17 protein-coding genes are annotated in these 26,451 nt (G+C 28.4%); 7 read left to right on the forward strand and 10 right to left on the reverse strand.

Annotated features, from left to right (window positions below):
• Positions 1 to 514: 514 nt before the first annotated feature.
• Complete coding sequence (gene lon, locus A966_RS01645) at positions 515 to 3,016, reverse strand: endopeptidase La (RefSeq protein WP_008721831.1); 2,502 nt, start codon at positions 3,014 to 3,016, stop codon at positions 515 to 517.
• A 563-nt stretch (positions 3,017 to 3,579) separates the two neighbouring features.
• Positions 3,580 to 5,529 carry a methyl-accepting chemotaxis protein gene (locus A966_RS01650; RefSeq protein ID WP_008721834.1) on the reverse strand — a complete coding sequence of 650 codons (1,950 nt, stop codon included), beginning with the start codon at positions 5,527 to 5,529 and terminating at the stop codon, positions 3,580 to 3,582.
• A gap of 584 nt (positions 5,530 to 6,113) precedes the next feature.
• Here A966_RS01650 and ruvB point away from each other — a divergent pair.
• The 3 genes from ruvB (at position 6,114) to A966_RS01665 (ending at position 9,992) form a co-directional block, all read left to right on the forward strand.
• Positions 6,114 to 7,154, forward strand: coding sequence for a Holliday junction branch migration DNA helicase RuvB (ruvB, locus tag A966_RS01655; RefSeq protein ID WP_008721836.1), 1,041 nt, complete (start codon positions 6,114 to 6,116; stop codon positions 7,152 to 7,154).
• 77 nt (positions 7,155 to 7,231) lie between these two features.
• Positions 7,232 to 8,338 (forward strand): M23 family metallopeptidase, encoded by a 1,107-nt coding sequence (locus A966_RS01660; protein WP_008721838.1) that lies wholly within the window; start codon positions 7,232 to 7,234, stop codon positions 8,336 to 8,338.
• A gap of 37 nt (positions 8,339 to 8,375) precedes the next feature.
• Positions 8,376 to 9,992 (forward strand): hypothetical protein, encoded by a 1,617-nt coding sequence (locus A966_RS01665; RefSeq protein ID WP_008721840.1) that lies wholly within the window; start codon positions 8,376 to 8,378, stop codon positions 9,990 to 9,992.
• 628 nt (positions 9,993 to 10,620) lie between these two features.
• Here the strand turns inward: A966_RS01665 and A966_RS01670 are convergent.
• From A966_RS01670 to murA, 5 genes are all read right to left on the reverse strand, one after another.
• Complete coding sequence (locus A966_RS01670) at positions 10,621 to 11,994, reverse strand: alanine/glycine:cation symporter family protein (protein ID WP_008721842.1); 1,374 nt, start codon at positions 11,992 to 11,994, stop codon at positions 10,621 to 10,623.
• Positions 11,995 to 12,203: 209 nt separating this feature from the next.
• The gene (alr, locus tag A966_RS01675) at positions 12,204 to 13,301 is read right to left on the reverse strand and encodes an alanine racemase (RefSeq protein ID WP_008721844.1); all 1,098 of its coding nucleotides are present in this window, start codon (positions 13,299 to 13,301) and stop codon (positions 12,204 to 12,206) included.
• A 137-nt stretch (positions 13,302 to 13,438) separates the two neighbouring features.
• Complete coding sequence (locus A966_RS01680; protein ID WP_008721846.1) at positions 13,439 to 16,315, reverse strand: methyl-accepting chemotaxis protein; 2,877 nt, start codon at positions 16,313 to 16,315, stop codon at positions 13,439 to 13,441.
• A 101-nt stretch (positions 16,316 to 16,416) separates the two neighbouring features.
• Positions 16,417 to 17,265 carry a flagellar basal-body rod protein FlgF gene (gene flgF / locus A966_RS01685; protein WP_008721847.1) on the reverse strand — a complete coding sequence of 283 codons (849 nt, stop codon included), beginning with the start codon at positions 17,263 to 17,265 and terminating at the stop codon, positions 16,417 to 16,419.
• Between the two features lie 19 nt (positions 17,266 to 17,284).
• Complete coding sequence (murA, locus tag A966_RS01690; RefSeq protein ID WP_008721849.1) at positions 17,285 to 18,562, reverse strand: UDP-N-acetylglucosamine 1-carboxyvinyltransferase; 1,278 nt, start codon at positions 18,560 to 18,562, stop codon at positions 17,285 to 17,287.
• Positions 18,563 to 20,160: 1,598 nt separating this feature from the next.
• Between murA and A966_RS01695 the strand changes: the two genes are divergently transcribed.
• The 4 genes from A966_RS01695 to A966_RS01710 all read left to right on the forward strand — a co-directional run bounded on the left by A966_RS01695 (position 20,161) and on the right by A966_RS01710 (position 23,356).
• Entirely contained in the window at positions 20,161 to 20,562 is a 402-nt protein-coding gene (locus tag A966_RS01695) for a hypothetical protein (RefSeq protein WP_008721850.1), read from the forward strand.
• Between the two features lie 129 nt (positions 20,563 to 20,691).
• On the forward strand, positions 20,692 to 22,188 hold the full coding sequence (gene der, locus A966_RS01700) for a ribosome biogenesis GTPase Der (RefSeq protein WP_008721853.1): 1,497 nt from the start codon (positions 20,692 to 20,694) through the stop codon (positions 22,186 to 22,188).
• Positions 22,189 to 22,192: 4 nt separating this feature from the next.
• Positions 22,193 to 22,840, forward strand: coding sequence for a glycerol-3-phosphate 1-O-acyltransferase PlsY (gene plsY, locus A966_RS01705; protein WP_008721856.1), 648 nt, complete (start codon positions 22,193 to 22,195; stop codon positions 22,838 to 22,840).
• 105 nt (positions 22,841 to 22,945) lie between these two features.
• The gene (locus A966_RS01710; RefSeq protein ID WP_008721858.1) at positions 22,946 to 23,356 is read left to right on the forward strand and encodes a hypothetical protein; all 411 of its coding nucleotides are present in this window, start codon (positions 22,946 to 22,948) and stop codon (positions 23,354 to 23,356) included.
• A gap of 209 nt (positions 23,357 to 23,565) precedes the next feature.
• Here A966_RS01710 and thiL read toward each other — a convergent pair whose 3' ends face one another.
• The 3 genes from thiL to A966_RS01725 form a co-directional block, all read right to left on the reverse strand.
• Positions 23,566 to 24,513, reverse strand: coding sequence for a thiamine-phosphate kinase (thiL, locus tag A966_RS01715; protein ID WP_008721860.1), 948 nt, complete (start codon positions 24,511 to 24,513; stop codon positions 23,566 to 23,568).
• Positions 24,514 to 24,774: 261 nt separating this feature from the next.
• On the reverse strand, positions 24,775 to 25,347 hold the full coding sequence (locus tag A966_RS01720) for an FMN-binding protein (protein WP_008721862.1): 573 nt from the start codon (positions 25,345 to 25,347) through the stop codon (positions 24,775 to 24,777).
• A 2-nt stretch (positions 25,348 to 25,349) separates the two neighbouring features.
• Positions 25,350 to 26,447, reverse strand: coding sequence for an RnfABCDGE type electron transport complex subunit D (locus tag A966_RS01725; protein WP_008721863.1), 1,098 nt, complete (start codon positions 26,445 to 26,447; stop codon positions 25,350 to 25,352).
• Positions 26,448 to 26,451 lie beyond the last annotated feature (4 nt).

The raw sequence follows: 26,451 nt of genomic DNA on the forward strand, positions 1-26,451 counted from the left end.
AATTTCGTATATCTTCAATTTTTAATATATGGCAATTTTTTAAGTATAGATATTAATTTCTTATCTGTTTCTATCTGATTGATTATTGATTTTTTATTCATAGTTTTATTATAATAGACTGCTTAATATATTAGACTTGTTTCAAAACTACTTGACAAGATTGTATATTAAATTTTTATAATTTATCAATTATAAAAATAATGTTTTACATGTTATATAAAATATAGTTTATAGTATATAAATATGCAGTCTTTTGCTTCTCGCCTCCAAAGGCACGCACAGCGAGGCGTACTTCGTATGTGCCACACCTGCCGAAGGCACGCACAGCGAGGCGGACAGCGTCACAAAAGAAGTGGGGGTGTGGGGCTAGTCCCCACAAAATTATAAAAAATTAGTTTTGAAACAAGTCTATTGTATTCATTGTATTATTAATAATAAATAAAATCAATAATAATAAAAAAGATGCAGAATAATTAATCCTGCACCTTTTATAATTTTATATTATAATATTTTTTTATTTGCTTTTATTATATTTTTTTACTTCTTTTTTATTTTCTTTATTTAGTTTATTTAACTTAAACATAAAATCAAATACCTCTCTGACATCTTTAACAGGGTGGAAAGTTAAACCCTTTTTAACATTTTCAGGAATCTCATCTAAATCCCTAATATTTTCGTAAGGTATTATAATATGCTTAATAAATCCAAGTCTTTTTGCTGCTATAGTTTTTTCTTTTAAGCCTCCTATAGGAAGAACTTTACCATTTAAAGAAAGCTCTCCTGTCATGGCAGTATCATTTCTTATAACTTTGTTCATAGAAAGTGAAAGCAAAGCAGTAGCCATAGTAATACCCGCAGAAGGTCCGTCTTTAGGAGTAGCCCCTTCAGGAATATGCAAGTGAATCATGGCATCATTAAAATAGTTTTCAGGAACACCATAATCTTTAGCAGCGCTTTTTACATAACTGTATGCTATCTCTACACTCTCACTCATAACATCTCCAAGCTGTCCTGTTACCTGTATGTTTCCGGAATCTTTTTTCTCTGATACCTTTATTGATTCTATTGTAAGAGTTGCACCGCCTAAAGATGTCCAAGCTAAGCCTATAGAGTTTCCTGGTTTTAAATCTTTCTCTGTAAAATCTTCTGTGAATATAGGCTTTTTAAGATATTTCTCTAAATCATTTTCATCTATTGTATAATTGTAGCTTGTTTTATTATGCTCTACAATATCAGCAGCAATTTTTCTGCATATTCTCTCTATTCTTCTTTCAAAATTTCTCACTCCGGCTTCTCTTGCATATCCGTCTATTATTTTACTAATAGCTTTATTTGTGAATTTAATATATTTTATATCAAGCCCATGAGCTTTTACCTGTCTAGGTATAATATATTTGGAAGCTATTTTTAATTTCTCTTCCAATATATATCCTGATAGTCTTATAACCTCCATTCTGTCAAGCAAAGGTCTAGGAATAGTATCAAGAGTGTTTGCTGTGGTTATGAATAGAACATTTGACAAATCAAAAGGCAAATCCAAATAATGATCTCTAAAAGAAGCATTCTGCTCCGGATCTAAAACTTCTAGTAAAGCACTTGAAGGATCTCCTTGAAAACTAGTTCCTAATTTATCAATTTCATCAAGCATAAGAACAGGATTTTTAACTTTTACTATTTTTAAAGCCTCTATTATTTTACCAGGCATAGCACCTATATAAGTTCTTCTATGTCCTTTTATTTCAGCTTCATCTCTCATACCGCCTAAAGAAAATCTAAAGAAAGGTCTGTTTAATGCCTCAGCAATGCTCTTTCCTATAGAAGTTTTACCTACCCCCGGAGGACCTACAAAACATAGTATAGAAGATTTTTTCTCCGGATTTAATTTTCTAACGGCTAGAAATTCATATATTCTCTCTTTAACATCTTCAAGTCCGTAATGATCTCTATCCAATATCTTTTTACTTTTTGATATATCTTCTCTTTCTTTATTTTCCTTATTCCAAGGCAAAGCAAATAAAGTATCCAAATAATTTTTAGATACAGTGTATTCAGGAGAATGAGTATCTATTGTAGAAATCTTTTCTATTTCCTGCTCCATTCTCTCTTTAACTTCATCTATCACATTGAGTTCTTCAAGAGTTTTTTTGTATTTTTCTATATCTCTTTGTTTAGGATCAGTATCATATCCTAATTCTTTTTTTATTTCTTTTAATTGCTCTTTTAGGAAATATTCTCTTTGTTGTTTTTGTACTTTTGAATTAATACTGCCTTGTATTTTCTGCTGTATTTCAGATATCTCTCTTTCTTTCTGAAGAAGAATATGCACTTTTTCAAGCCTTTCCTGAATATCAAAAGTTTCAAGTATTTCCTGCTGGCTTGCTCTCTCTACATTAAGCATTGAGGTAGCAAAATCAGCTAATCTTCCCGGATCATCTACATTGACCATAGTAAGACGCATTTCTTCAGTGAAAAGAGGATTATTCTCACTTATAGCTTTTATGTCTGAAAGCAAAGCTCTGGTATATGCTTTAATTTCTTTAGCCTCTTTCTCATTTCTGAAAGGATCTATATCAGGTATATAAAGAGGTTCTGCTCTTATAACAGGGTCTGTAGTTACAAATTTTATAATCTTATATCTTCGTATAGAATTTATAAGAAGATTAAGTCCGCCGTCGGGTAAATTTAGTTTTTTAAATACTTTTACTACAACACCAACTTTATAGATTTCATCAACGGAAGGTGTTTTCTTTTCAGAGGGAGTGTCTGAAATATATAAATTAAGTCCTAAAAATCCGTCATTTTCGGCTATAGCCTTGTTTACCGCATCAGCATGATGGGCTGGTATTGGAAACGGAGCATAAAGACCTGGGAATAAAGGCTTTCCCATCACAGGTATAATTATTAATCTTGAAGGTAATTTATCTTCCACTATTGAAACCTTATTATCTTCTTTTTTATTTTTATTATTATCGCTATTTTTATCTATATCTTTTAATTTATCTTTATCTCTAGTCATAAAAAACTCCAATACTATATAGTATAATATAAAATATACTTATAAGTCAAATAAAATCATATTAAGTATTCTATGCAATAAATATACCAATAATAAATATTTTGATTATTTTTTATGTATTAAATATAAAATAAAGTATCTTTTGAATTTGTGTTATTATTTTTATATAAGAAATTAGTAAAATATGAATGCGAACATATAAAATTTTCATGATTATAAATTATAAAAATAATGTTTTATATGATTGTTATAATGTTGCCTGAGCTTTGTAGGTGCTTGCAGCGTACATCAAAATGAGTTTCTTTTAGGAAGTAGACATAGTTTAAAGACTTATGCTTCTAAGTATACTCCACATTATAAAATAAAAAATACTAAGAATTAAAATAGTGTGCTTATATATTGATTTAGTTTTTAAATAAGTCTAATAATATTACTATATAAATTATTAAAAATAAGATATATTTTTATAAAAAATAGAAGTATTTTATTATACTTGTTTAATAATAAAACACTTCAAATAATATATTGTATTTAATTTATACTAGCATATAATAATTAAAAAGTTATCTTAATTTAAAGAAGTCAATTAATTTATTTAAATTTTGAGCTTCATTTAAAAGCAGCTGAGATGAAGAACTAGCTTCCTCTACTAAAGCAGCATTTTGCTGAACGGAAGAATCCATTTCTTTTATAGCAATATTAATCTGTTCTATTCCATTTTCCTGTTCATGAGATGCAGCATTAACTTTCTGCATTAAACTAGAAACTTTATCCATTTTGCTTGCTATATCATTAAATATATCTTTAGATTCATTAACACTTATAGCAGCTAAATTAATTTTATCATTACTATCAACTATCAAAGAAGTAATATTTTTAACAGATTCCTGCGTATTTTGTGCTAAGTTTCTAACTTCGCTCGCTACAACAGCAAATCCTCTTCCCTGATCCCCGGCACGTGCAGCTTCAACAGAGGCATTAAGGGCAAGTATATTAGTTTGGAAGGCAATAGATTCTATTAATTTAGTGATATCCATTATTTTAGAACTAGCTTCATAAACTGCATCCATTTTATTAACACTTTCTTCGATTATCTTTCCTGCTTTATTTACATAATCTTTTGCTTCAATAACCATATTCGTACTTTCAGATACATCAGAAACTGTATATTTAACATTAGAAGACATTTCATTCATAGTTGATGCTGTTTCTTCTAAGCTGGAAGCCTGAGTTTCTGTTCTGTTTGATAAATCATTATTTCCGGAAAGAACTTCATTAGCAGCACTTTGAACTTGTTCTGATGAGTCTTTAACAGTATTTACAACATTATTCAAATTATCTAATATATTTTTAATTGCTCTTGCTATTTCGCCCCATTCATCTTTACGCTCTGTAAATCCAGGAGGAGTACCCCAAGATATATCGCCTTTGGATAATTTAGTTAAATCAAGAGCAAGCAATTTAATAATGAATACAACTTTTTTATTAATTATTAAAGGTGTAATAATTAATACTATTACTAATATTAAAGCTGAGATTATAATCATTATATTTCTTATATTATTACTGTCTTCAAGTATAATATAATTAGGTACTAGTATTTTCATACCCCAATTCTGACCTGTTTCTAGTCTTATAGGTACGAATATATATGTTGATTTAGTGTCTAATGTAGAACTGAACTCTTCAAAAATAACAGTTTGTCCTGATTTTATCTTATCTAATAAATTATAGTCCTGATAATAAGGATAAGCATCATAAACATTTTTGCCTACATGTGTTTCATTTTCTTTATTATAAAGCAAAGTACCATTATGATCGAATAAAGAAGTAAGTGTATTTTCAAAAGGTTTAATATTATCCATTATAGGAGCTAATGAATCGATAAATATATCTACTCCTGCAACACCTATAATTTCTCCGTTATTTTTTAAAGGTATAGACCAAGTATTCATTTTTACCATTTTACCGCCTACTTCAAAATCATATATAGATGTAATATTGATATTTCCTGTTGTTATAGGTACTGAATAATAATCGCTTTTTAACTCTTCGCTAGTCATACCTCTGTCAGAAGCAGAATTATTATTTCTATAAACATAATCAGAAAACATTCCGCCTGCTTCTGAATAATTAGGATCATCTATATAATCAGCATCATTTCCCATCACATTATTTTTAAATATAAGAAACAATGCTCCTGTATTTTCTGGCAAAGTGCTGAAAAAGTCTTTAGTTGTATTTTTATATACTTCTCTGTTTCTCTCACCTGATTTATATAAATTATTTATTGTATATTCAAATGTACTCAAACTATCAAATGCTTCTTGAACAATAGCCTCTACTTTAGAAGCTTCTCCTTTAGCACTCTCTTCTAATACTTTATATGAAAGTTTTTTTGTAACATTATTAACAGATAATATATTAAATATACTTGATATAATAAGCATAACGAAAAAAGGGACTAGTATGAACACACTTACTTTGAACTGCAGGCTATTAAAATTAATCATGAAAATATCTCCATTAACTATATTGTAAAATTAGATTAAATTATACAATAATATGCATTTATACTCAATAAGCTTATTAATGTTAAAATTAATGATTAACGCACGGTTAGAAGAATTTTTATATATAATTATAATAAAATTTGCTTTTAGAGTTTATTATATAGTTTTAATTTATTTATGCGTGCGGTTATTGGCACAACAAATTTAAAAAATCACTTGGGTGGGCAGCAGAAATAACAGATAGGATTAAAAAAGAAAAATAATATCAAAGCAGCAGTGAATTTTAAAAAGCCTAGAGGGTGGGCAAGTGTAATTAAATTCTTAAAAACTTTTTTCACTTCCCGCCCTTTATATTTTATAACTAAATTTTCAATTTCAAATTTAGTTATTGTTTAAAGTTCAATTAGAAAATATAATACCCGCCCAAGTTTTTATTAGATTTAAAGTTAATTCATCACGCGTTTAGTATGTTGTATATATAAGAATAATACTATAATAATAACTATTTTTAAATATAATATCATCTCACCGCGTGTTAATAAAATTTGTTATTTAATGCATTTTAATATATAATGGAGAGAATTATGGATAAAGAAAGCATAACAAATGCTGAAGAAAACTCTTATGATAAGCCTAATAACAATATAAGACCTCAGGGCTTTGAGGACTTTTTGGGGCAGAAAAATATCAAATCAAAATTGAAAGTCTTTATAAATAGTGCTAAAAAAAGAGAGGTTTCTTTAGATCATATATTATTTTACGGTCCTCCCGGACTTGGCAAAACTACATTAGCCCAAATAATAGCAAATGAAATGGGAAGTAATATAAAAGCTACATCAGCACCTATAATAGAGCGTCCAGGAGACTTGGCTTCTATACTTACTACTTTGGGAGAAAAAGATATACTATTTATAGATGAGATACATAGACTTAGAACTGTAGTTGAAGAAGTTCTTTATTCCGCTATGGAAGATTTTTTTGTAGATATAAAGGTTGGAGAGGGAACATCTGCTAAAAGCTTCAGAGTTAAATTACCTCATTTCACTCTTATAGGAGCTACAACAAGAAGCGGTTTGCTAAGTACACCTTTGTATGATAGATTTGGAATAGTAGAAAGGCTTGAATTTTATACTAATGAAGATTTGGCCAATATAGTAAAGAGAAGTTCTGAATTTCTTAATATCAATATTACAGATGAAGCGGCACTATCTATAGCTTCAAGATCAAGAGGAACTCCAAGAATAGTTAATCGTCTTTTAAGAAGAGTTTTTGACTTTGCTACAGTACATGATGTTTTAAAAATAGACGATAAGTTTGCCTGTGATTCTCTTGAAAAGTTGGGTATAGATAAAAATGGATTTGAAGCACTTGACAAACTTTATTTAAATACTATCATAAAACATTATAATGGAGGTCCTGTAGGAGTTGATACTTTATCGGTGTCTTTATCCGAACAGATAGAAACCATAGAAGATGTAATAGAGCCTTATCTTATACAATGCGGATTTATAAAAAGAACACCAAAAGGCAGAGTAGCTACAAATAAGGCTTATGCTTATTTAAATCTTTCTTCAAAGTATGACGATAATTATAATAATGAAGAAAGAGGATTATTTGATTTTTAAGGAGTTTACCTATTTTAATTACAGACGATACTTCAACAAAAGAGAAAAAATCCAATGCTCAGTTGGATAAATATTATTTGGAAGAAACTTCAAAAGATGTTAAAAATTTAGCGAAAAAATTCGTCGGCAATTTCAAAGATGCTAATAAATCTGCTGATAATTCTAATTCCCGCTTTGATATAAACTATAAAAAAAGTGTTAAATTAACTCCATCTTCAAGATATAAAGCTCCGAAAACAAAAATAAAATTCAATAAAACCAAAAAACTTCTCAATAATTTATATAATGCTACTTACGGAATAAGACATACATTTAATTCGGTTATAGGAGCCATTGAAAGAAAAGGAAACCATGAAAGAAGCATACTCATATTTTATGATGATGAAGAACATGGAATAAGACTTCCTATTAATAATTTTATGATTTTATTTCTTTTTTTAGTATTCTCTGCTTTGATTTATACAGGTTATGATGCATATAACAGACAAAAAACAGCTAGAGAATTTTACAACACTCTTTCTGCAAGAGAAGCTAAAACTTATACTTTAATAGAAGATTATAAAAAATCTTTAAATAGATTTTCCAAAGCTTTAACAGATTATAATAATATCATGAAATCTATATCCTATACAATAGATTATAATGATGTTGGTACTTTCAATAATAACAATAATTTAAATAATAATGAATCTTTAAATAATATTGAAAAAATGCTTAGCGAATTAGACTCCTATCAAAAGAATGTTCTTTCATTTATGGAAGTATCTCCAAAAATACATAAAGAAATTCCTTTAGGATGGCCTGTTGCAGGAGGGGGAAGAATATCAAGCGGATTCGGAGCAAGGTTATCGCCTTTCAATCAGGAAAAAAGTTATCACTATGGTGTTGATATAGCAGGTCCTTATGGTACTCCTATACTTGCTGTTGCTGATGGTACTGTTTCATTTGCAGGATGGAGAAACGGATACGGCTGGTTTGTTCTAATTACGCATGCTAACGGATATCAGACTGCTTATGGTCATAATTCTAAACTTCTTGTTGATTATGGACAGAAGGTAAAAAGAGGAGATCGTATAGCTTTAATAGGAAACACTGGAAGAACCACAGGAATACATTGTCATTTCGAGGTGAGGATAGGAGGAGATCATAAGAATCCTATGCCTTATTTAGGTGCTAGATTCTAGTTTATGATTTTATATATTATTATTCTTCTAATGTTATATGAATGCACATGATTCTAAGAAGAGATATTTAGGAGAGTTCTATACTCCTTTAAATTTTGCTGAAAAATCTTTATACTATATATTTAACATAATAGATAAAAAAGAATTTGAAAATGGAAAATATAGAATATGGGATATGGCATCTGGAACAGGAAATTTAGAGTATTATATCGATGAAAAATATCATAAATATGTTTATATGTCCACAATAGATGAAAATGATATAGAATATTCTAAAATAAAATTTAAAAATGCCTTTAAGTTTCAATATGATTATTTAAATGATGATATAAATAATGATGATTTTCAATATTATAAGCTTCCTAAAAAACTTCAAGATGATTTAAATAATAAAGAATTAAAATGGATTATATTAATTAATCCTCCTTATGCTACAAGTCAGGTTGCAGGTACAAACTCAAAAAGTAAAAAAAATGTTAGTGTAAGTAAGATTAGAGATATGATGCATAAAGAAAAATTAGGTGATGCTTCAAGAGAATTATATGCTCAGTTTATGTTTAGAATACATAAAGAGTTTAATGATAAAAATAAAGTTTATCTTGCTATATTTTCTAAAACCAACTATATAAAATATAATAATAATGAAAAGTTTAGAAATAAGGTATGCAATTATAAATTTTTAAATGGATTTATTTTCTCTTCATCTAATTTTGACAATACTTCAAAAACTACTTCTTTTCCTGTAAGTTTCATCATTTGGGAAATAAATAATAAGCATAATATAAAAACAGAAAATATTATTTTAGATGTTCTTGATAATAACTGCAGTATAATAGATAAAAAAAGCTATAATGTAATAGATAGTGATAATCTTCTTAATAAATGGATAAAGAGAATAAAAACTTCATCAACATTTGTACCGCTTTCATCAGCAATAAAAGTAAAAACCTCAGGACATGATATAAGAGATAAAGTATGCGAAGGCTTTATAGGTTCTCTTATGAGCTGCGGAAGTGATTTGCAAAAACAGAATCTTACTGCTATATTTTCTGCTCCTCAGGCTTCGGCGGGTTCGCTTTCTATTACAAAAGAAAATTTTGAAAAGGCTATGATAATACATGCCGTTAGAAGAACTGCTAAAGTAGATTGGCTTAATGGAAGCGATCAATTTTGCATACCTAAAAATGAATTGGATAGAAAATTTATATTAGACTGTGTAGTATGGACTTTATTTTCTACTTCCAATCAAACATCTGCTATGGATAATATTTTATATAAAGAAAAATATTATACTATAATAAATCATTTTTATCCATTTGATTATAAAAAAGTTTACAGCGGATGCAGTTTCTTTGAATATAATAATGAAAAAAGATTTTGTTTTGAATATTTAGAAAATAATAATAAATATATATCTGATGAAGCATTTGATTTGATAAATACTGCTGAAAAACTTTATAAATATTTTTATTCTAACATAGAAAAAGTTAATAAAGAAAAATTTAAAATATCTTTATGGGACAGCGGATTTTGGCAGATAAGAAAATCTCTTAAAGATGTTAAATTAGCTTCTGACATATTAAAAGAAATAAAGATTAAAAGAAACATATTAAAAAACAATATATCAAAAAATACTAATGATTTTATTTTTTAATTTTTAATAACGCATGTTGAATCAAACAAAAAATATAATACTATTTTTATAATATTTGAAAGTAAGCTAACCATGCGGTGAATAGACTGTAAACTAATCAAAAACTAGGGCGGGCATGCTTTTATGTTTTAAGCTTTAAATATAAATAAATCTAATTATTTGTAAATAAAACAATAAAGTAAAAAGGGTGGGGTATGTAATTTAAGTTTTGCAATTTATTTACACTCCCCACCCTCTATGCCTATAGTTTTACTGTGAAATATAATTTTTAATTTTTTTATTGTTTTATTAGAATTTACAGCGTCCCACCCAAGCTTTATTTAAATTTATAGCTTTATATAAAGTAATTTTTGTATATGAAATTAAATATATATGACAGTGTATATTTCTATACACTGCCGTAAAATTGGGGTAAAAATTAGTTTGATTTATTATTATGAGATTTTTTCAAAATTAATTTTATTATATAAAAACTATTATAATACAATAAGAAAGTTTAGTTATACCACCATGCTTATTGATAATAATTATTAATTATAATATGTTTTTATAAAAAATCAATACTAAATAATAAAAAACTTCAAATATTTTATATTTTTGTTATAGAAGTTTTTTTTAAAATAAAATATCAATCTTTCATTATAGTAGAATTAGGATCTTTAAGATAATCACGAGTAAGTTTAGCTATTTTTGGTGATAGTATAAGAAGCCCAATAAGGTTAGGTATAGCCATAAGCCCATTTAAAGTATCAGCTATAGCCCATATCAAGTCTAATTGACTTACAGCACCAATTATACCTATAATTAAGAATATTACTCTGTATGAATATGAAGCTATTTTATTTCTTTTTGTAAGATACCCTAAAGCAACAACACCATAATGAGACCAACCCACAAATGTAGAAAAAGCAAATAATACTAAAGATATTGTAAGTATTACAGAGCCTGCATATCCTAAATTATTTCCGAATGAAAAAGAGATAAGTTCAGCACCATTTAATTTAGTACCATGATTAGCTTCTAAAAATATTATAGCTATAAGCCCTGTTAAAGTACATACAAAGAAAGTATCTATAAGCACTTCAAATATTCCCCATAAACCCTGCTCTATAGGATTTTTTGAATTGCTAGCCCCATGAGCCATTGGAGCAGTACCTAAACCAGCCTCATTAGAAAATACGCCTCTTGCAAATCCGAATTTCATACCCATCATTATAGTATATCCCATAAATCCGGCTCCTACCTGTTTTAATGAAAAAGCTTCTTGAAATACCCTCTGAAAAGCATGAGGTATTTTATCGGCATTCATAATTAATATAATAATACCTGAAATGATATATATAACGCACATAAAAGGTACTAATTTTTCGGTAACAGTAGCTATTCTTCTTATTCCGCCTATAATAATAACAGCAGTTAAAATTACAACAACTATTCCTGTAACTATATGCGGAACTCCAAAATTCTGATAAATAACCCCCGCCATAGCATTAGTCTGAGTCATATTTCCAGCCCCAAAACATGCTAAAGCGGCAAAAGCAGCAAATATACTCCCAAGCCAAGGCATATTAGCACCCTTGGATATATAATACATAGGACCGCCATGATTATGACCTAAATCATCTTTTATTCTATAGTGAACAGCTAAAATAACCTCTGAATATTTAGTAACCATACCGAAAAAAGCAGCAAACCACATCCAAAATAAAGCTCCAGGTCCTCCTGACACTATTGCAGTAGTAACACCGGCAATATTTCCTGTACCTACAGTGCTTGCTAATGCTGTGCTTACCGCCTGAAAAGGAGTAATATTATCATCTAAATCATGTTTTTTTGCTAATGCTCCGAATGTATGCTTAATCCATAAAGGTATTTTTGTTATTTGTATAAAACCTGTTATTATGCTTAAATATATTCCTGTACCTACTAACAATGTAAGCATTATTGGTCCCCATACAAAACTATTAACAACATTATTTATTTTAGCTATCATTTCTACCATAATATATCCTTATTGTTACTAGCGATGAACTCGCTTATTAATAGCTTATAACTAAATCTATAAGATGCTCATTCATACGCTTTATTATTATTGCTAGCGATGAACTGCTTATTAATAGCTTATAACTAAAGTTATAAGATGCTCATTCATAAATTAAATATTAATATGCAGCTCATATTACTTATTATTAATTTTATATAAATTATTTTCTAATATTTATAAACCCTTTTTACCCTATCTCCTATATTTACCAACACCTCATGTGTTATAGTGTCTATTCTCTTAGCTAAAGTATAAGCATTGAGTTTTTCATCATTACCGAATATTAAAACTTCATCTTCTACATTTACATCATCATTTCCTATTTCAGCAATAATAGAATCCATGCATACTCTTCCTCTTAAAGGATAATATTTACCATTAATTTTTACTTCCCAATTATTTGATAATTTTCTTGGTATTCCATCAGCGTATCCTATAGGTATTACAGCCACTCTTGTATCTTTATTAGCAGTCCAAGTCATTCCATAAGAGATGCTTTCCCCTTTCTTTATATTTCTAACTAAAACAACATACGATTTTAAATTTAATATAGGATTAATACCTAAAATATTATCGTTATATCCATACAATATTATTCCAGCTCTAACCATATCAAAATATGTATTCTTATATGAAATTATCGCTGCTGAATTAGAAGTATGAGCATTTTTTATTTCTATACCATTTTCTTTAAGATTATTTAATACATCATGAAAAATTTTTATCTGTTTATTAGTAAAATTAACAGAGTAATCATCATTCATGTCAGAAGCAGCATAATGAGTATTAATACCTTCTATATTTAGAGTTTCATAAGATAATACTTTTTTTGCTAAAGGCACAACTTCTTCAGGTTTAGCCCCCATTCTGTTTAATCCTGTATCAACTTTTATATATAAATTTAAACTTCCGCCATTCTTTTTTAAAAATCTATCATAATACTCTAAACATTCATCATTACTTATGATAGGACTTAAATTATATTTGCATACCAAATCAGACTCATCTTTAAAATGCTGAAACAGAACTAATATAGGAATTTTAACCCCAGCTTCTCTTATTTTTATCCCCTCTTCAACATTGGCAACACCTAAAGCATCAGCTCCAAATTGTTCCGATGCCTTAGATATCTCTATTAAACCATGCCCATAAGCATTTGCTTTAACAATATTAAGAAGTTTAACCTCATTTATAATGGATCTTATAATCTGCATATTCTTCTTAAAAACGGATAAATCAATTTCAGCAATAGTATAATTTGACATAATCTTAACCTACTTATTTTTAATAATTAAAACTTTATTATTATCAAACTTATAATTGTTAATAAAGTCAAAAATATAAAAAATGAGATATTATATTATATATATAATATCTCATTATTAAAAGCCGCAATATTCATTTACATATTAAACATTTCCGGATTTTTAAAGTCTTCTTTAAGCATCTCTAATACATCATCATCTTTTTTAAATTCATCATTATCATTTTTAAACTCTTCCTCAAGACTTCTAAGTTCCATATCCATTCTTTCATCTACAGTATAATTTTCCGGATTCTTATTAGCATTTTCATTTTTATCTTCTTCTATATCATCAGCATTTGTGATAAATTTACCCATAAGCTCATGAAATTTAACAAATATTTCATTCAATTTATTTGTAGCAGTATAGAATTCTTTATTACCCTCAACAGTTTTTACAGAAAGCTCATTCAAGAAACTCATAGCATGCATAACTTCCTTAGCACCTGAGCTATTAGCTTCAATTATATCAGAAACTTCTCTAGTAATCTGGTCAAGCAAAGTAATTTGACTGTCTACCACATCACCGCTGTTCATCTGTTCTTTTACGCTGTCTTTAACCCCTGTAGTAATATTATTTAAGTGTCTTATAGTTTCAAGTATATCTCTTCCGCCAACCTCTAATTCACTGTTTGCAGTATTGATTTCAGAAACAACTCTTGCAGTATTTTCTGACATATCAAGTATATTATCAAGAGACTTACCACTGTTGCTTGCAAGCTCCACTGTCTCTTCTATTCTCTTAGTAATAGCTTTAATGATGTTTGTAATAGATTTAGTATTATCTGCAGTATGTTCTGCCAAAGATCTTATTTCATCGGCAACTACAGAGAAACCTCTTCCTTGTTCTCCGGCATGTGCTGCCTCAATAGCTGCGTTCATAGCGAGAAGGTTAGTTTGTTCTGCAATACCTTGAATAACATTAACTATTTCTTTAATCTGATCTGAGCTTTCTTCAATACCTCTAACAGCTTCAATAACTTCATCTACAGTATCACCGCCGTCATGTGCATCTACAAGAAGTTTTTTAGAGAAACTGTCTGCTTTATTAACACTTCTTGCCACAGATGTAATATTAGATATCATCTCTTCAATAGAAGCGGAAGTCTGTTCTACTGCTGATGATTGACGCTCCATATTATCATTAATCTTATAGATTGTCTGCAAAAGCTCTTCTACAGCGATAGAAGCTGATGAAAAAGCATGCTTTTGCTGATCTGTAGAGCTAGTAACATTTTGTATAGAAGTAATAATATTATTAACACTTGCTACGCTTTCAGTGATGCTTGAGCTTTGATCATTTATTCTATTTGTGTTTTCATCAATAATCTTTTCTATTACTTTTATCTCTTCAAATACCTTATAACTTTCTACTTTCAAGTCTCCTATAAGATTGTCCAAACTAGATAAGAATAAATTAAAGTTATAAATTAAAACTCCTATTTCATCATTATTTTTTGAAGATATTCTTTTTCTTAAATCTCCGTTTCCGCCTAGAAGCATTTTTGTAGATTTATTTGCTTTGTTTATTGAAGATAGAAGTATTTTCAAAATAATTAAATAAACACCAAAGAATAAAATAAATATAGATATAAATATATAATTAAATACTGTTAGATTCATATTAGAATCTTTTATTAAAGTATTTATATCTTTATAGTACAGCCCAATAACTTTTAATTCTTTTATATATGAAATTATAGCAATAGATTTTTTTCCTCCTATGTTAATAGGATACAATATTTCAAATGTATTATTGGCTCCGAATGATTTCTCAAAATTTTCTATATTTTGAACAAGTTCCGGTGATGATGATAATATTGAAGAGGAGCTTTCAGCTATATATCTGCTGTCATAACTAAGTATTATCTCTCTTTTTTCTGTTGAATAATAAATATAATCCCATTTAGAAAGAGTATAATTATTTTTTATTATATTATTTATACTTTCCATTCCTGTTTCAGATATCAAATATCCAATATCTTTTCCGAATAATTTTAAAGGTGTATAAGCAGATATATATATATTATTTCTATCATAAACATTTATATTTAAAGTTACAAGATTATCTCTTATTTCATTTTCTAAGAAATTATGAATAGCTAAGGCGTCTGATGCTCTGCTGCTGTATCTGTCTGTAGTAGGATCTTTTGATATTGTTACGGAATAAGGCAGATCCGTATCTAAATATTCCTGATTTATATTAATAGAGATTGTATTATATTTATTTTTTAAAGTATTGTTTATATATCCTATTCTATTAACAATATAGTTTTGTATATCATCTTTTGAGATGACACTTTTATTAGAATAAATATTAAGCACCGATTCAGAATAAGTCATCATATCTGATTTTATATTATCATCAATTCCTTTTATATTATCAGATACAGCAAGAATTTCATTTAATATTGAATTACTGTAATTTTTTAAATAAACATCTTCCTGTACAGAAACATAATTCATAAGAAAAGCTAGTATTATAGTAGAGAAAAACAAATATACTATAAGTCCTAATTTAGCTATAAGCGGTATATAAAAAGTGGATATGTTTTCATCTAATTCAAAATCTTTAGACATTATTTTAAATAAAAGCATAAACACACTTGATAATAAAACCGCATTTATAGTGGCATTAAATAGAGCTAATGTCATAGTATGTATGAATATCTTATTTATAATAGAGTATGCAACAATTTCTATTACGCTTCCTACTAGAGAAATAACAAAAAATATTAATAGAACTCTGCTTGCCAATCTTATATCAGAATTTATTTTCCAAATTTTTAAATATTTAAATAAAAATATAAAAGATATCACAGAAAAGACTATTTTTAGTCCGTAAATAGGCGGCATTTCTTTATATATAAAAAATAACGCTGTATTCCAAATAACAATATCCACTAATAAATATAGCGGAATACTTATAATTTTAAGCTTTCTAATAACATGTAGTTTTATCTTTTCTGAAGCCATAATATCCTCTATTAAATAAATGCAATTAATATAATATTATACATTATCGTTTATTTTTTATCAAAATTTATTCATAAAAAAATGAAGTACATATTAAGAAATTATACTCTGCCTACCTCATTAATTACTCTGCCTACTAATGTGTCATGAGTAGAGATTGTTTTGGAATTTAATTCATAGGCTCTTTGAACCTCTATCATTCTAACCATCTCATTTATAGGGTTTACATTGCTCATCTCTAAAAATCTTGATAATACTTTAGGACGGTCTACGCCTTTTTGTGCTATATATGCAGGACCGCTTATATCAGTGTCCACCCAGAAAGATTCTCCTTCTTTCTTTAAATATCTTTCATTGTCAAATCTTACTATCTTTAAAGTATCAAGTATATCTTCATCTTCCCATTCATTATCATTAAACTGTACAAATGTATTGCCGTCCTGATATCTTCTATTGATGCTTACTCTTCCTTCTTCATCTATATTGAAGTTATTAGTTTTTATCTGTATATATCCGTTTTCACCCATAACTTTATAGCCATGCTTAGTTACAAGATAATGATCTTTATCTATTAAAAAACTTCCGTTTCTTGTATATCTCTCACCATGAGGAGTTTCTACAGCAAAGAATCCTTTATCGCCCAAAGCTATATCAAGCTGATTGCCTGTTTCTCTTAATGAACCTTGTTCCCATTCTGTGAAAACCTCATTAACTTCTACTCCTGTACCCATTCTTCCTACATAAGGTCTTACATCGGTAGAACCAAGCGGAAATATTACTACTCCATCATCTTCTGTTCTTGCTGCCATCATCTCTGGAAAAGATTTGAAGCTTACTGTATCTCTTTTAAATCCAGGTTTATCAACATTAGCTAAATTGTTAGCAACTACATCTAATCTTGCTTGTTCGGCCATCATGCCGCTTGCACCTGTATAAACACCTCTTACCATTTATAATCCCCCTAATTTATTATAATATGTCGTCTTTTTCTCTTTTTGTATCTATATTAATAGTTTTTAATTTTTCTTCCAAATTTTCATATCCTCTTTCTATGTGATAAATCCTATGAACATTTGTAACACCTTTAGCTATAGCTCCTGCAGCAACCAAAGCCGCACCTGCACGAAGATCGCTTGCCTGTACATCTGCTCCTGAAAGCTCTTTACCTCCATTTACTACTATGTCAGAAGTATTAAGATCAATATCTGCTCCCATACGAATAAGCTCTGGAACATGGCTGAATCTGTCTGGATAAATCTTTTCAATAAGCTCACTTTTGCCTTTAATTGTGCATGCGAGTGTTGTATAAATAGCCTGCAAATCTGTAGGAAAACCCGGATACGGCAGAGTTTCCACCTTAAAAGGCTTTAATTCTCTATTAGAAGCATCAAGCTCTATAGTTGTATCTGTAGTTTTTATATCGCAGCCTATATCTGAAAGTAAGTCTAATACAAAACTTAAATGTTTAGGCTCAGAATTTTCGAGTTTTAATTTTCCTCTTCCAGCTGCCGCTATTGCTAAAAAAGTACCTGTCTCTATTCTGTCTGGTATCACTGTAAACTCAGCACCATGAAGACTATCTACACCTTCTATAGTAATAGTATCAGTGCCTCCGCCTGTGATTTTTGCTCCCATAGCATTAAGCAAATCTACAAGATTAACGCATTCAGGTTCTTTTGCAGCATTCCTTATAATAGTAGTTCCTTTTGCCAAAGATGCCGCCATCATAACATTATCAGTTCCCAACACGGTAGGTCCGAACTTACCAGATAAATCCATATCTGCACCTATAAGGCTATCTTCCACTTTAGCATCAATATATCCTGCTGTTATATCTATTTTAGCTCCCAAAGCTTCCATTCCCTTTAAATGCAGGTCTATTGGTCTTGGTCCGAAAGCACAGCCGCCCGGATAGGATACTCGGCAATGTTTTCTTTTAGCAAGCAATGGTCCAAGAACTATAATAGAGCCTCTCATCTTTTTTACTAGTTTATAAGGAGCTTCTTCACTCTTTCCATTATGAGATATTATTACAGTGGTATTATTCTTAAAATCAACTTTCTTTCCTAAAGGCTCTAATATATCTATAAGAACATGAACATCTACCAAATCGGGTACATTATGAAGTATTACAGGCTCATCTGTTAGAATAGATGCCACAAGCAAAGGAAGTGATGCATTTTTTGACCCAGATACCTTTAATACTCCGCCGATATTGTTTGAACCTTCTATCACATATTTATACATATATTTTCCGCCTTTTAAAGAATAAAAATTCTGCTTTCTTTATTTTCGGTATAATGAAAAATGCCTTGATAAATTTTATCTACATATTATGTAAATATTATAATCATAATCTAAAACGCACGGTAAATACACTTAAATATATAATTCAAATTATTATTCTTAATGAAGTATATATTTTAAATTTCATTGACTCGTGCGGTATGTTCTCCGCAAATTTAAAAAAACTTGGGTGGGTGCTGTAATATCTAACTTAAACAATAAAATAGTATAAAGTCAAAATTCAAACTAAAGTAATAAATTCTGAAGGGCGGGGAGTTAGAAAAAGTTTTTAAATTTTTGCCTTATTTTCATTACCACCATATAGGCTTATTGTTTAATTCTGCAATTAAAATTTTATTTGTCTTTTTATTTTATTTTCATTTATTAACGCCCACCCAAGTTTTGATTAGATTTAGGACTTCTTTAACGCACGCAAAATTTTATTTTCAAACATAGCAAAAATTGTATTGTTAATATATTTATATTTTTTGTTTCGTTTACCGTGCGGTGAATAGGCTAAAAATTTAAATACGCTTGGGTATGTGCTAACATATATAGTTTAAATACAAAAACAATATGAAGCTAAAATTCAAAGTGAAGTAATAAATTCTAAATGGAGGAGAGTTAGAAAAAGTTTTTAAATTTTTAGCTTTATTATAATTCCCACCCTATAGGTTTATTATTTTAATCTGTAATTATAATTTTTAACTTTCTTTATTGTTTAAAAAGAATTTTTTAACGCCCACCCTAGCTTTTATTAGATTTTAAATCTTTACAACGCACGCAGAGTTAATTTTTAAACATAATGAAAATTGTATTGTTAATATATTTATATTTTTTGTTTCGTTTACTGTGCGGTGAATATACTATGAATTTAAATACACTTGGGTGGGTGTTAACAGATGTTATTTAAATCATAAAACAATATAAAGCTAAAATTCAAAATAAAGTAATGAACTATAAAGGGCGGGGAGCAAGAAAAAGTTTTTAATTTTTTTAACTTTTACTAATTCCCACCCTATAGGTTTATTATTTTAATCTGTAATTATAATTTTTAACTTTCTTTATTGTTTAAAAAGAATTTTTTAACGCCCACCCTAGCTTTTATTAGATTTTAAATCTTTACAACGCACGCAAAATTTTATTTTCAAACATAGCAAAAATTGTATTGTTAATATATTTATATTTTTTGTTTCGTTTACCGTGCGGTGTACAGACTATAAATCTATGGTAGGGGCTGTGATTTCTAGCTTAAACAGTGAATAACTATAAAGCAAAATAGTAAAATAAATTAAAAAGCCTAGAGTGTGGACAAATGTAATTAAATTTAAAAATCTATTTACATACCCCGCCCTTTATCCTTAAATACTTTATTATGCAATTTTTATTTATATTTTCTTTAATACCAATATAGAAATATTAACGCCCGCCCAAGAGTTTATTAATTTTTTAACCTATTTCATATATTAACATAATATTTTTTTATAAATTTGGTTTTAATAAAAATATAATTATGATATAATGTTGCAATAATTTTACAGGAGCAGGGATATAATATTATGACATACATTAAATTGAACAAAGAATATAAAGATGAAATAGTATACGAGACTATGCTAAAAATGGGATTCTTACATTATTTTAATACTAACTATTATTACAATAATAAAGGTATTCAATTTAAAAATGATGCTGAATATACATTTATAGGTTTATTTTTATCATTTGACAATGATATACTTACAGTTAATCATAATCATAGCTTTTTGTATTTATCAGAATTTTTAACTAAGCATAATATAACTAAATTAACAGATATAGAAGCTTCTTCATTAATTGATGTAGAATATGAGGGAAAAGATCCTTATTACTGTTTTGCAAAATTAAACAATATTACACAAAAAGTTATTATTACTTTTATAGCCGAATTTGATAGAATTTATAATAGTATTGCAAAATGAATAAAGATAATAAAAAGTTATAATAGATATTATTTTGTCTTCATAATATAAAAAATATAAAGCTCAATAGCAATATATTAAAAATTATGATATTATTAACTCTAATTATAATATAAAAGGCTTAATTAAATGATAAATATAGCTATACTAGGAAGACCTAATGTAGGTAAATCCACATTGTTTAACAGATTTGCAGGAAGAAGAAAATCCATAGTAGACCCTACAGCAGGAGTTACCAGAGATATAAGTATAGCTAAAACCTATATTGATGATATAGAGTTTAATGTTTTTGATACAGGCGGACTTCTCGATGTAAGCGATGACACTTTAAATGAAAAGGTAAGAGAAAAAGCATTAAAAACAGCCTTAGAAGATTCGGATATACTTTTGTTTTTGGTAGATGCACATCAAAGCCACCCTGATGACAGACATTTTATTAATATAATAAGAAAATCAGGAAAACCTATAATACTAGTAATAAATAAAGTGGATGCTGACTCTCATAATAATTTAGTGAGTGAATTTTATTCATTAGGTGTAAAAGATGTGTCTATAATAAGTGCCGAGCATAATAACGGTATTGATGATTTAAGAGAAAAAATACTAGAAGTTCTTGAAAGAAACGGATTTGATTTGGAAGCTGAAAGAGAAATCTCTAAAAATAGTAATTCTGATAATAATGATGAAGATACAATAGAAATTGAAAATATAGATGAAGATTTTGAAGATTATGATGATAATTTAGATGAAGAAGATGAAGAAAGTTATAATGATAAAAAAGAAAAATCAAAACAATATAAACTTGATGAATATATAGCACAAAAGAAAACAATCAATATAGCTATAGTAGGAAAACCAAATGCAGGAAAATCTACTTTATTAAATACATTGATAGGAAAAGACAGAAGCATAGTTTCTAATATTGCCGGCACTACAAGAGATGCTATAGATGAAACATTTAATTTCAAAAATGATGATATTTGTCTTGTAGATACAGCCGGAATAAGAAAGAAAAAAAATGTCAATAGCGATATTGAATACTATAGTGTAAACAGAGCGATAAAAGCTATAGAAGCATCAGATGTATGCATACTTATGCTTGATGTTTTTGAAGGGCTTACAGATCAGGATAAAACTATTGCCAATCTTATTATAGAAAGAAGAAAAGGAATAGTAATAGCTGCAAATAAATGGGACATAAGAGATAAAGGCATTACTTGGAATGATTATGAGGCATATATGAAAGATACTTTTCCTGTTCTTAATTATGCTTTTTATGCCAAAGTATGTGCCAATAGAAAAAATGATGCAGAAAAACTTTTATCTTTAGCTGTAAGAGTTGCAAAGACAAGAATGCAGAGATTTGAAACGCATGCTCTCACAGAAACTATGGTAAGAGCTACTAGAGAATATTCAATATCTGCCGGCGGAAATCCTTTTAAAATTTTCTATGTTGTTCAGACAGGTATAAATCCTCCTGCCTTTGCTGTATTTTGCAATCATCCTCATAAATTAAATTCGCATTATAATAGATATTTGGAAAATAGATTCAGAGAGATGTTCGATTTCAGAGGAACACCTATTATACTCAATTTTAGAAAAAGAGGTAAAAAATTTGGAGGTTAAAAATATGATAGTTAAAATTATAGTAAGCATACTTGTTTCATATATAATCGGGGCAATACCATTTTCATTTATAATAGGAAAAATAAATGGACATGATGTAAGAAAAGAGGGAAGCTGCAATCCGGGTGCAAGCAATGTACTTCGTGTATGCGGTAAAAAGGCTGGAATAGCTGCTTATATTTGTGATATAGGTAAGGGAATGATAGCTGTACTAATACCTTCTTTCATACTTTCTAATATTATTTTTACTCATAGTTATATATTAGTGGCTTGTGCTGTTGCTGCTATATTAGGGCATGTATTTTCTATATTTTTAGGTTTCAAAGGCGGTAAAGGTGTAGCAACTAGTGCAGGTTCTATGTTTATGCTTGCTCCTGTAAGTTTAATTATTACTATGGTATTTTTCTTTATTGGTTTATTTGCTTCAAGAAAAACTGTTGCTATAGGTTCAACTTGCGGGGCTATTGCTTTTCCTATAGTCTTGAGCTTTTTGTATTTTAAAGCTAATTTTTTATACAGAATATTTTTTAATATAAACTATATTATTCTTCTTCCTATAGCGATACTTCTTGCAATATTTATTATAATAAAGCATATACCTAATTATAAAAGAATGCTTAAAGGCGAGGAAAATAGTTTTTCTAAAAAATAATAATCAAAGAAAGTTATATTTTAATTTTGATAAAATACTATTTACAATTTTATAAAAAGCAGTACTATTGTTTTACATTAAATTAATTTATTTAGGGATTAAATTATGAAACATTGTATTAAAATTATAAGTCTATCTTTCATATTTTTATTTATTTTAAGCTGCGGAAATAAAAATGACCCTATAGAAAACATAGAAGAAAATGCTAGATATGAGGGAACTTTAAATACAACTCAAAATACTAGACAGCTTATAACAAATAAATGCACTTTAATTGTTAATGAAGATAGTTCTATAAATATTACTATAGAAGGCGGAAATATATATGATGATATAGTAACAATATCAAAAGAAGAATTAACTAAAGTTGGGGATTCATCATATACAGCAGAGAAAGATGGAAAAAAATATTCTTTTGCTTTTTATGATACTTACATGAATTTAACGATTATAAATACTGATAATTCTACATCTGACGGTAAACTTTCAAAAATTGATAACCGCACGGAAGGTTGATTTTTATTTATTGTTTTAATTATAATTTTTATTAAACATATATATTTAAGGCTTTGTTCTGCGTGCGGCTTGAGTTTGCAATAAATTTAAAAAATCTTGGGCGGGCAGCAGAAAATTCTAATTAAGCAAATAAGAAATTAAAAATTTATATTTAAATTAATGTTATAAGTATAAAGGGCGGGGAATGTAATAAATATTTTAAACCTAATTTAAAAATGTACAAATCCTAATGAATCAAAATTAATTTCTTTATTATTAGAATCTATGAATCTTATATATTTACTTGAGTATTCATGAACCTTTCCTATTTTTATCAAATTATTTTCTTCTGGTATATTGTCTGAAGTTGTAAAAATTACAGCATAATCTTCTCCTCCCGTAAGTATAGATTTTAGTATTTTTTTGTTATTATTATTAAAAAATCTATTTACTAAGTACCAATTAGAAGATTCATATATTTCTATAGTTTTATTCGAGTTTTCAGCAATATGAGATGCATCCTGCAAGAGTCCGTCGCTTATATCTATAGATGAGTTTATTTTGTATTTATTAATAATCTCCTGCCATTTATCATAAAAAAGCGTAGGTCTTAAATGGGTTTTAATGCTTTGATCGTTATAGTCATAATTTCCAGATAAAAGTTTTTTAAGTCCTAAATCACTTTCTCCTACAAATCCAAGCACATAAACATTATCATCATTTTTTGCATTGCTTCTTAATATGGATTTATTTTTTTCTATAGTACCAATTAATGTTACTGAAATGAAAAAAAAGTCCTTTGATGAAGTGGTATCTCCTCCTGATATTTCTATATTGTATGGTTTGCATGCTTCTAAAAAACCTCTATACCATTCTAATATATTTTCATCATTAATTTTTTTAGGTATTGAAAGAGATATGAATGCATTTGTAGGATTTGCTCCTTTGCATATTATATCGCTGATATTCGCCTGAGCTGATTTATATCCTATATCATAAAAAGAATAATAATCTAAAGAGAAATGTATATTTTCTACTAATATGTCGGTTGTAACTAAAATATCTTTATCAGCACTTATATTTTTTATAACAGCACAGTCATCGCCTATATTTAAATTATCTGTATTATTAGATTCTGTTAATTTTTTTATTTTTTCTATTAGATTAAATTCCTGCATATTTATGTTTCCGTAATATTTTATATGATTATAACATGTATAGTAAAAGTTTTAAACATTAAAAATTTTATCTTAATTCCCCACCCTTTATTTTTATTATTTTATTTTCACTTTTTTATTTTTATTTATTTTTTTGTTTAAATTAGAAAAAGCATTCCCCACCCAAGCTTTTATTAAATTTATAGTGAGTAATAGTTAAAATAAAAAAGGCTTATAAAATGATTAACATTTATAAGCCTTATTACTTTCATAATTTAATTATCAATTTTTGAATAAATTAACAGCCTCATCTTTAGCACTATTAACAGCATTAACAACCGAAGTAGTAGATATAGTAGCACCGCTTATAGCCGCAATTTGAGCATCAGCTGCCTCTTCAGGCTTAATTCCTTTTACAACAGTTAAAGGAACTATTGTACTTTGCTCTTTGAATTGATCTCTAAAGCTATCTTCAATGATTTTAGCACCAAGCCCCGGAGTTTCAGCCTGTTCAGTAACTACTATAGCAGTTATTTTATCAACATTAGCATCAAAACCAACAAGAACTTTATTTTCGCCGTTGTATCCTCCAGCAGAAGAAAGCATAGCATAACCAACTACAGTACCATCAGCTTTTTTACCTATATAGTAAGGATAAGCAGAATTATCAGTTAAAGGACCTTCTAATTCATCAGCACCTTCAATAACAGTTTTAACACCATTAAGTACAGTTTTTTCATTATTAGCTAAAATATCTTTTTCAAAAGAAGAATATACAAATGAAAGCAAAAAACCAGCTAATAATGCAGTAATTGTAACAGAAATAACGGCAGTATAACCAACCTCTTTTTTCATAATTATTTACCTCCTTCTTTTTGAGCATTAGCTTTATTAATATTAATTAATTCTCTTTTTCCAACAGGTAAAGGACGAGTAAGCATAGCAATTAAAGGCATAAACATATTACCTATAAGTATAGAATACATCATATATTCCGGAGAAGAACCGAAAGTTCTTAAAACAGCAAGTACAGCTCCTATTAAAAGAGCATATATCCAAGCTCCTAAATGACTAGAAGGGCAAGTAACCATATCAGTAGCCATAAAGAAAGCACCAAGTCCGAAACCGCCTGCTAATACTTGATATATAGGAGAAGCCACTTTACCAGGCATAGCCAAACAAAGAATCAAACTCATGATAACTAAAGAAATAAACATTCCTAAAGGTATTCTCCAATCTATAGTATTAGTAATTAGAAGGAATATTCCGCCTATTAATAATAGAAGGAAAGAAGTCTCTCCTATAGCACCAGCAGTACTTCCTAATAACATTTGAAGATAATAGTGTGATTCTATTTGTATTTGAGAAGCTAAAGAGCCGCCGAAATCAATAGCATTATATTTTAAGAAAGTTAAAGGAGTAGCAGAAGTTAAAGCACTTACAGCATCTAAAGACTGAGTTGCACCTGAAACAGTAAGAGTTAAATCTTTAACTATATTTTCAAAAACACCTAAGAAAGGAACATTTTTAGGCGGAGTATATATAGTCATTTGAGCAGGGAAAGCTACTTGTAAGAAAGCTCTTCCGACTAAAGCAGGATTGAATATATTAGAGCCCAAACCTCCGAAAACCTCTTTAGCAAATACTATAGCTACAACACCGCCTATAACAACCATTGTAATTGTAGAATTAGGAGGAAGCGTCATAACCAAAAGTATAGCAGTAACCATAACAGCATAATCAGGAACTAATGGTTTTTTTCTTGCTTTTTTAACTATTACAGTAGCAAGTATACAAGTTATAATTGAAACTAAGTATAAGGCAATAACCCTAGCTCCAAACAGCACTATACTATATATAACAGCAGGTAGGAGAGCTATAATAACTCTCATCATAATCTTATTAGTAGTATCTCCATCTTTAATATGCGGAGATGATTCAGTATAAAATTTCATTATC

This window comes from Brachyspira hampsonii 30446 (assembly GCF_000316195.1).
Taxonomy (GTDB): Bacteria; Spirochaetota; Brachyspiria; order Brachyspirales; family Brachyspiraceae; genus Brachyspira; species Brachyspira hampsonii_C.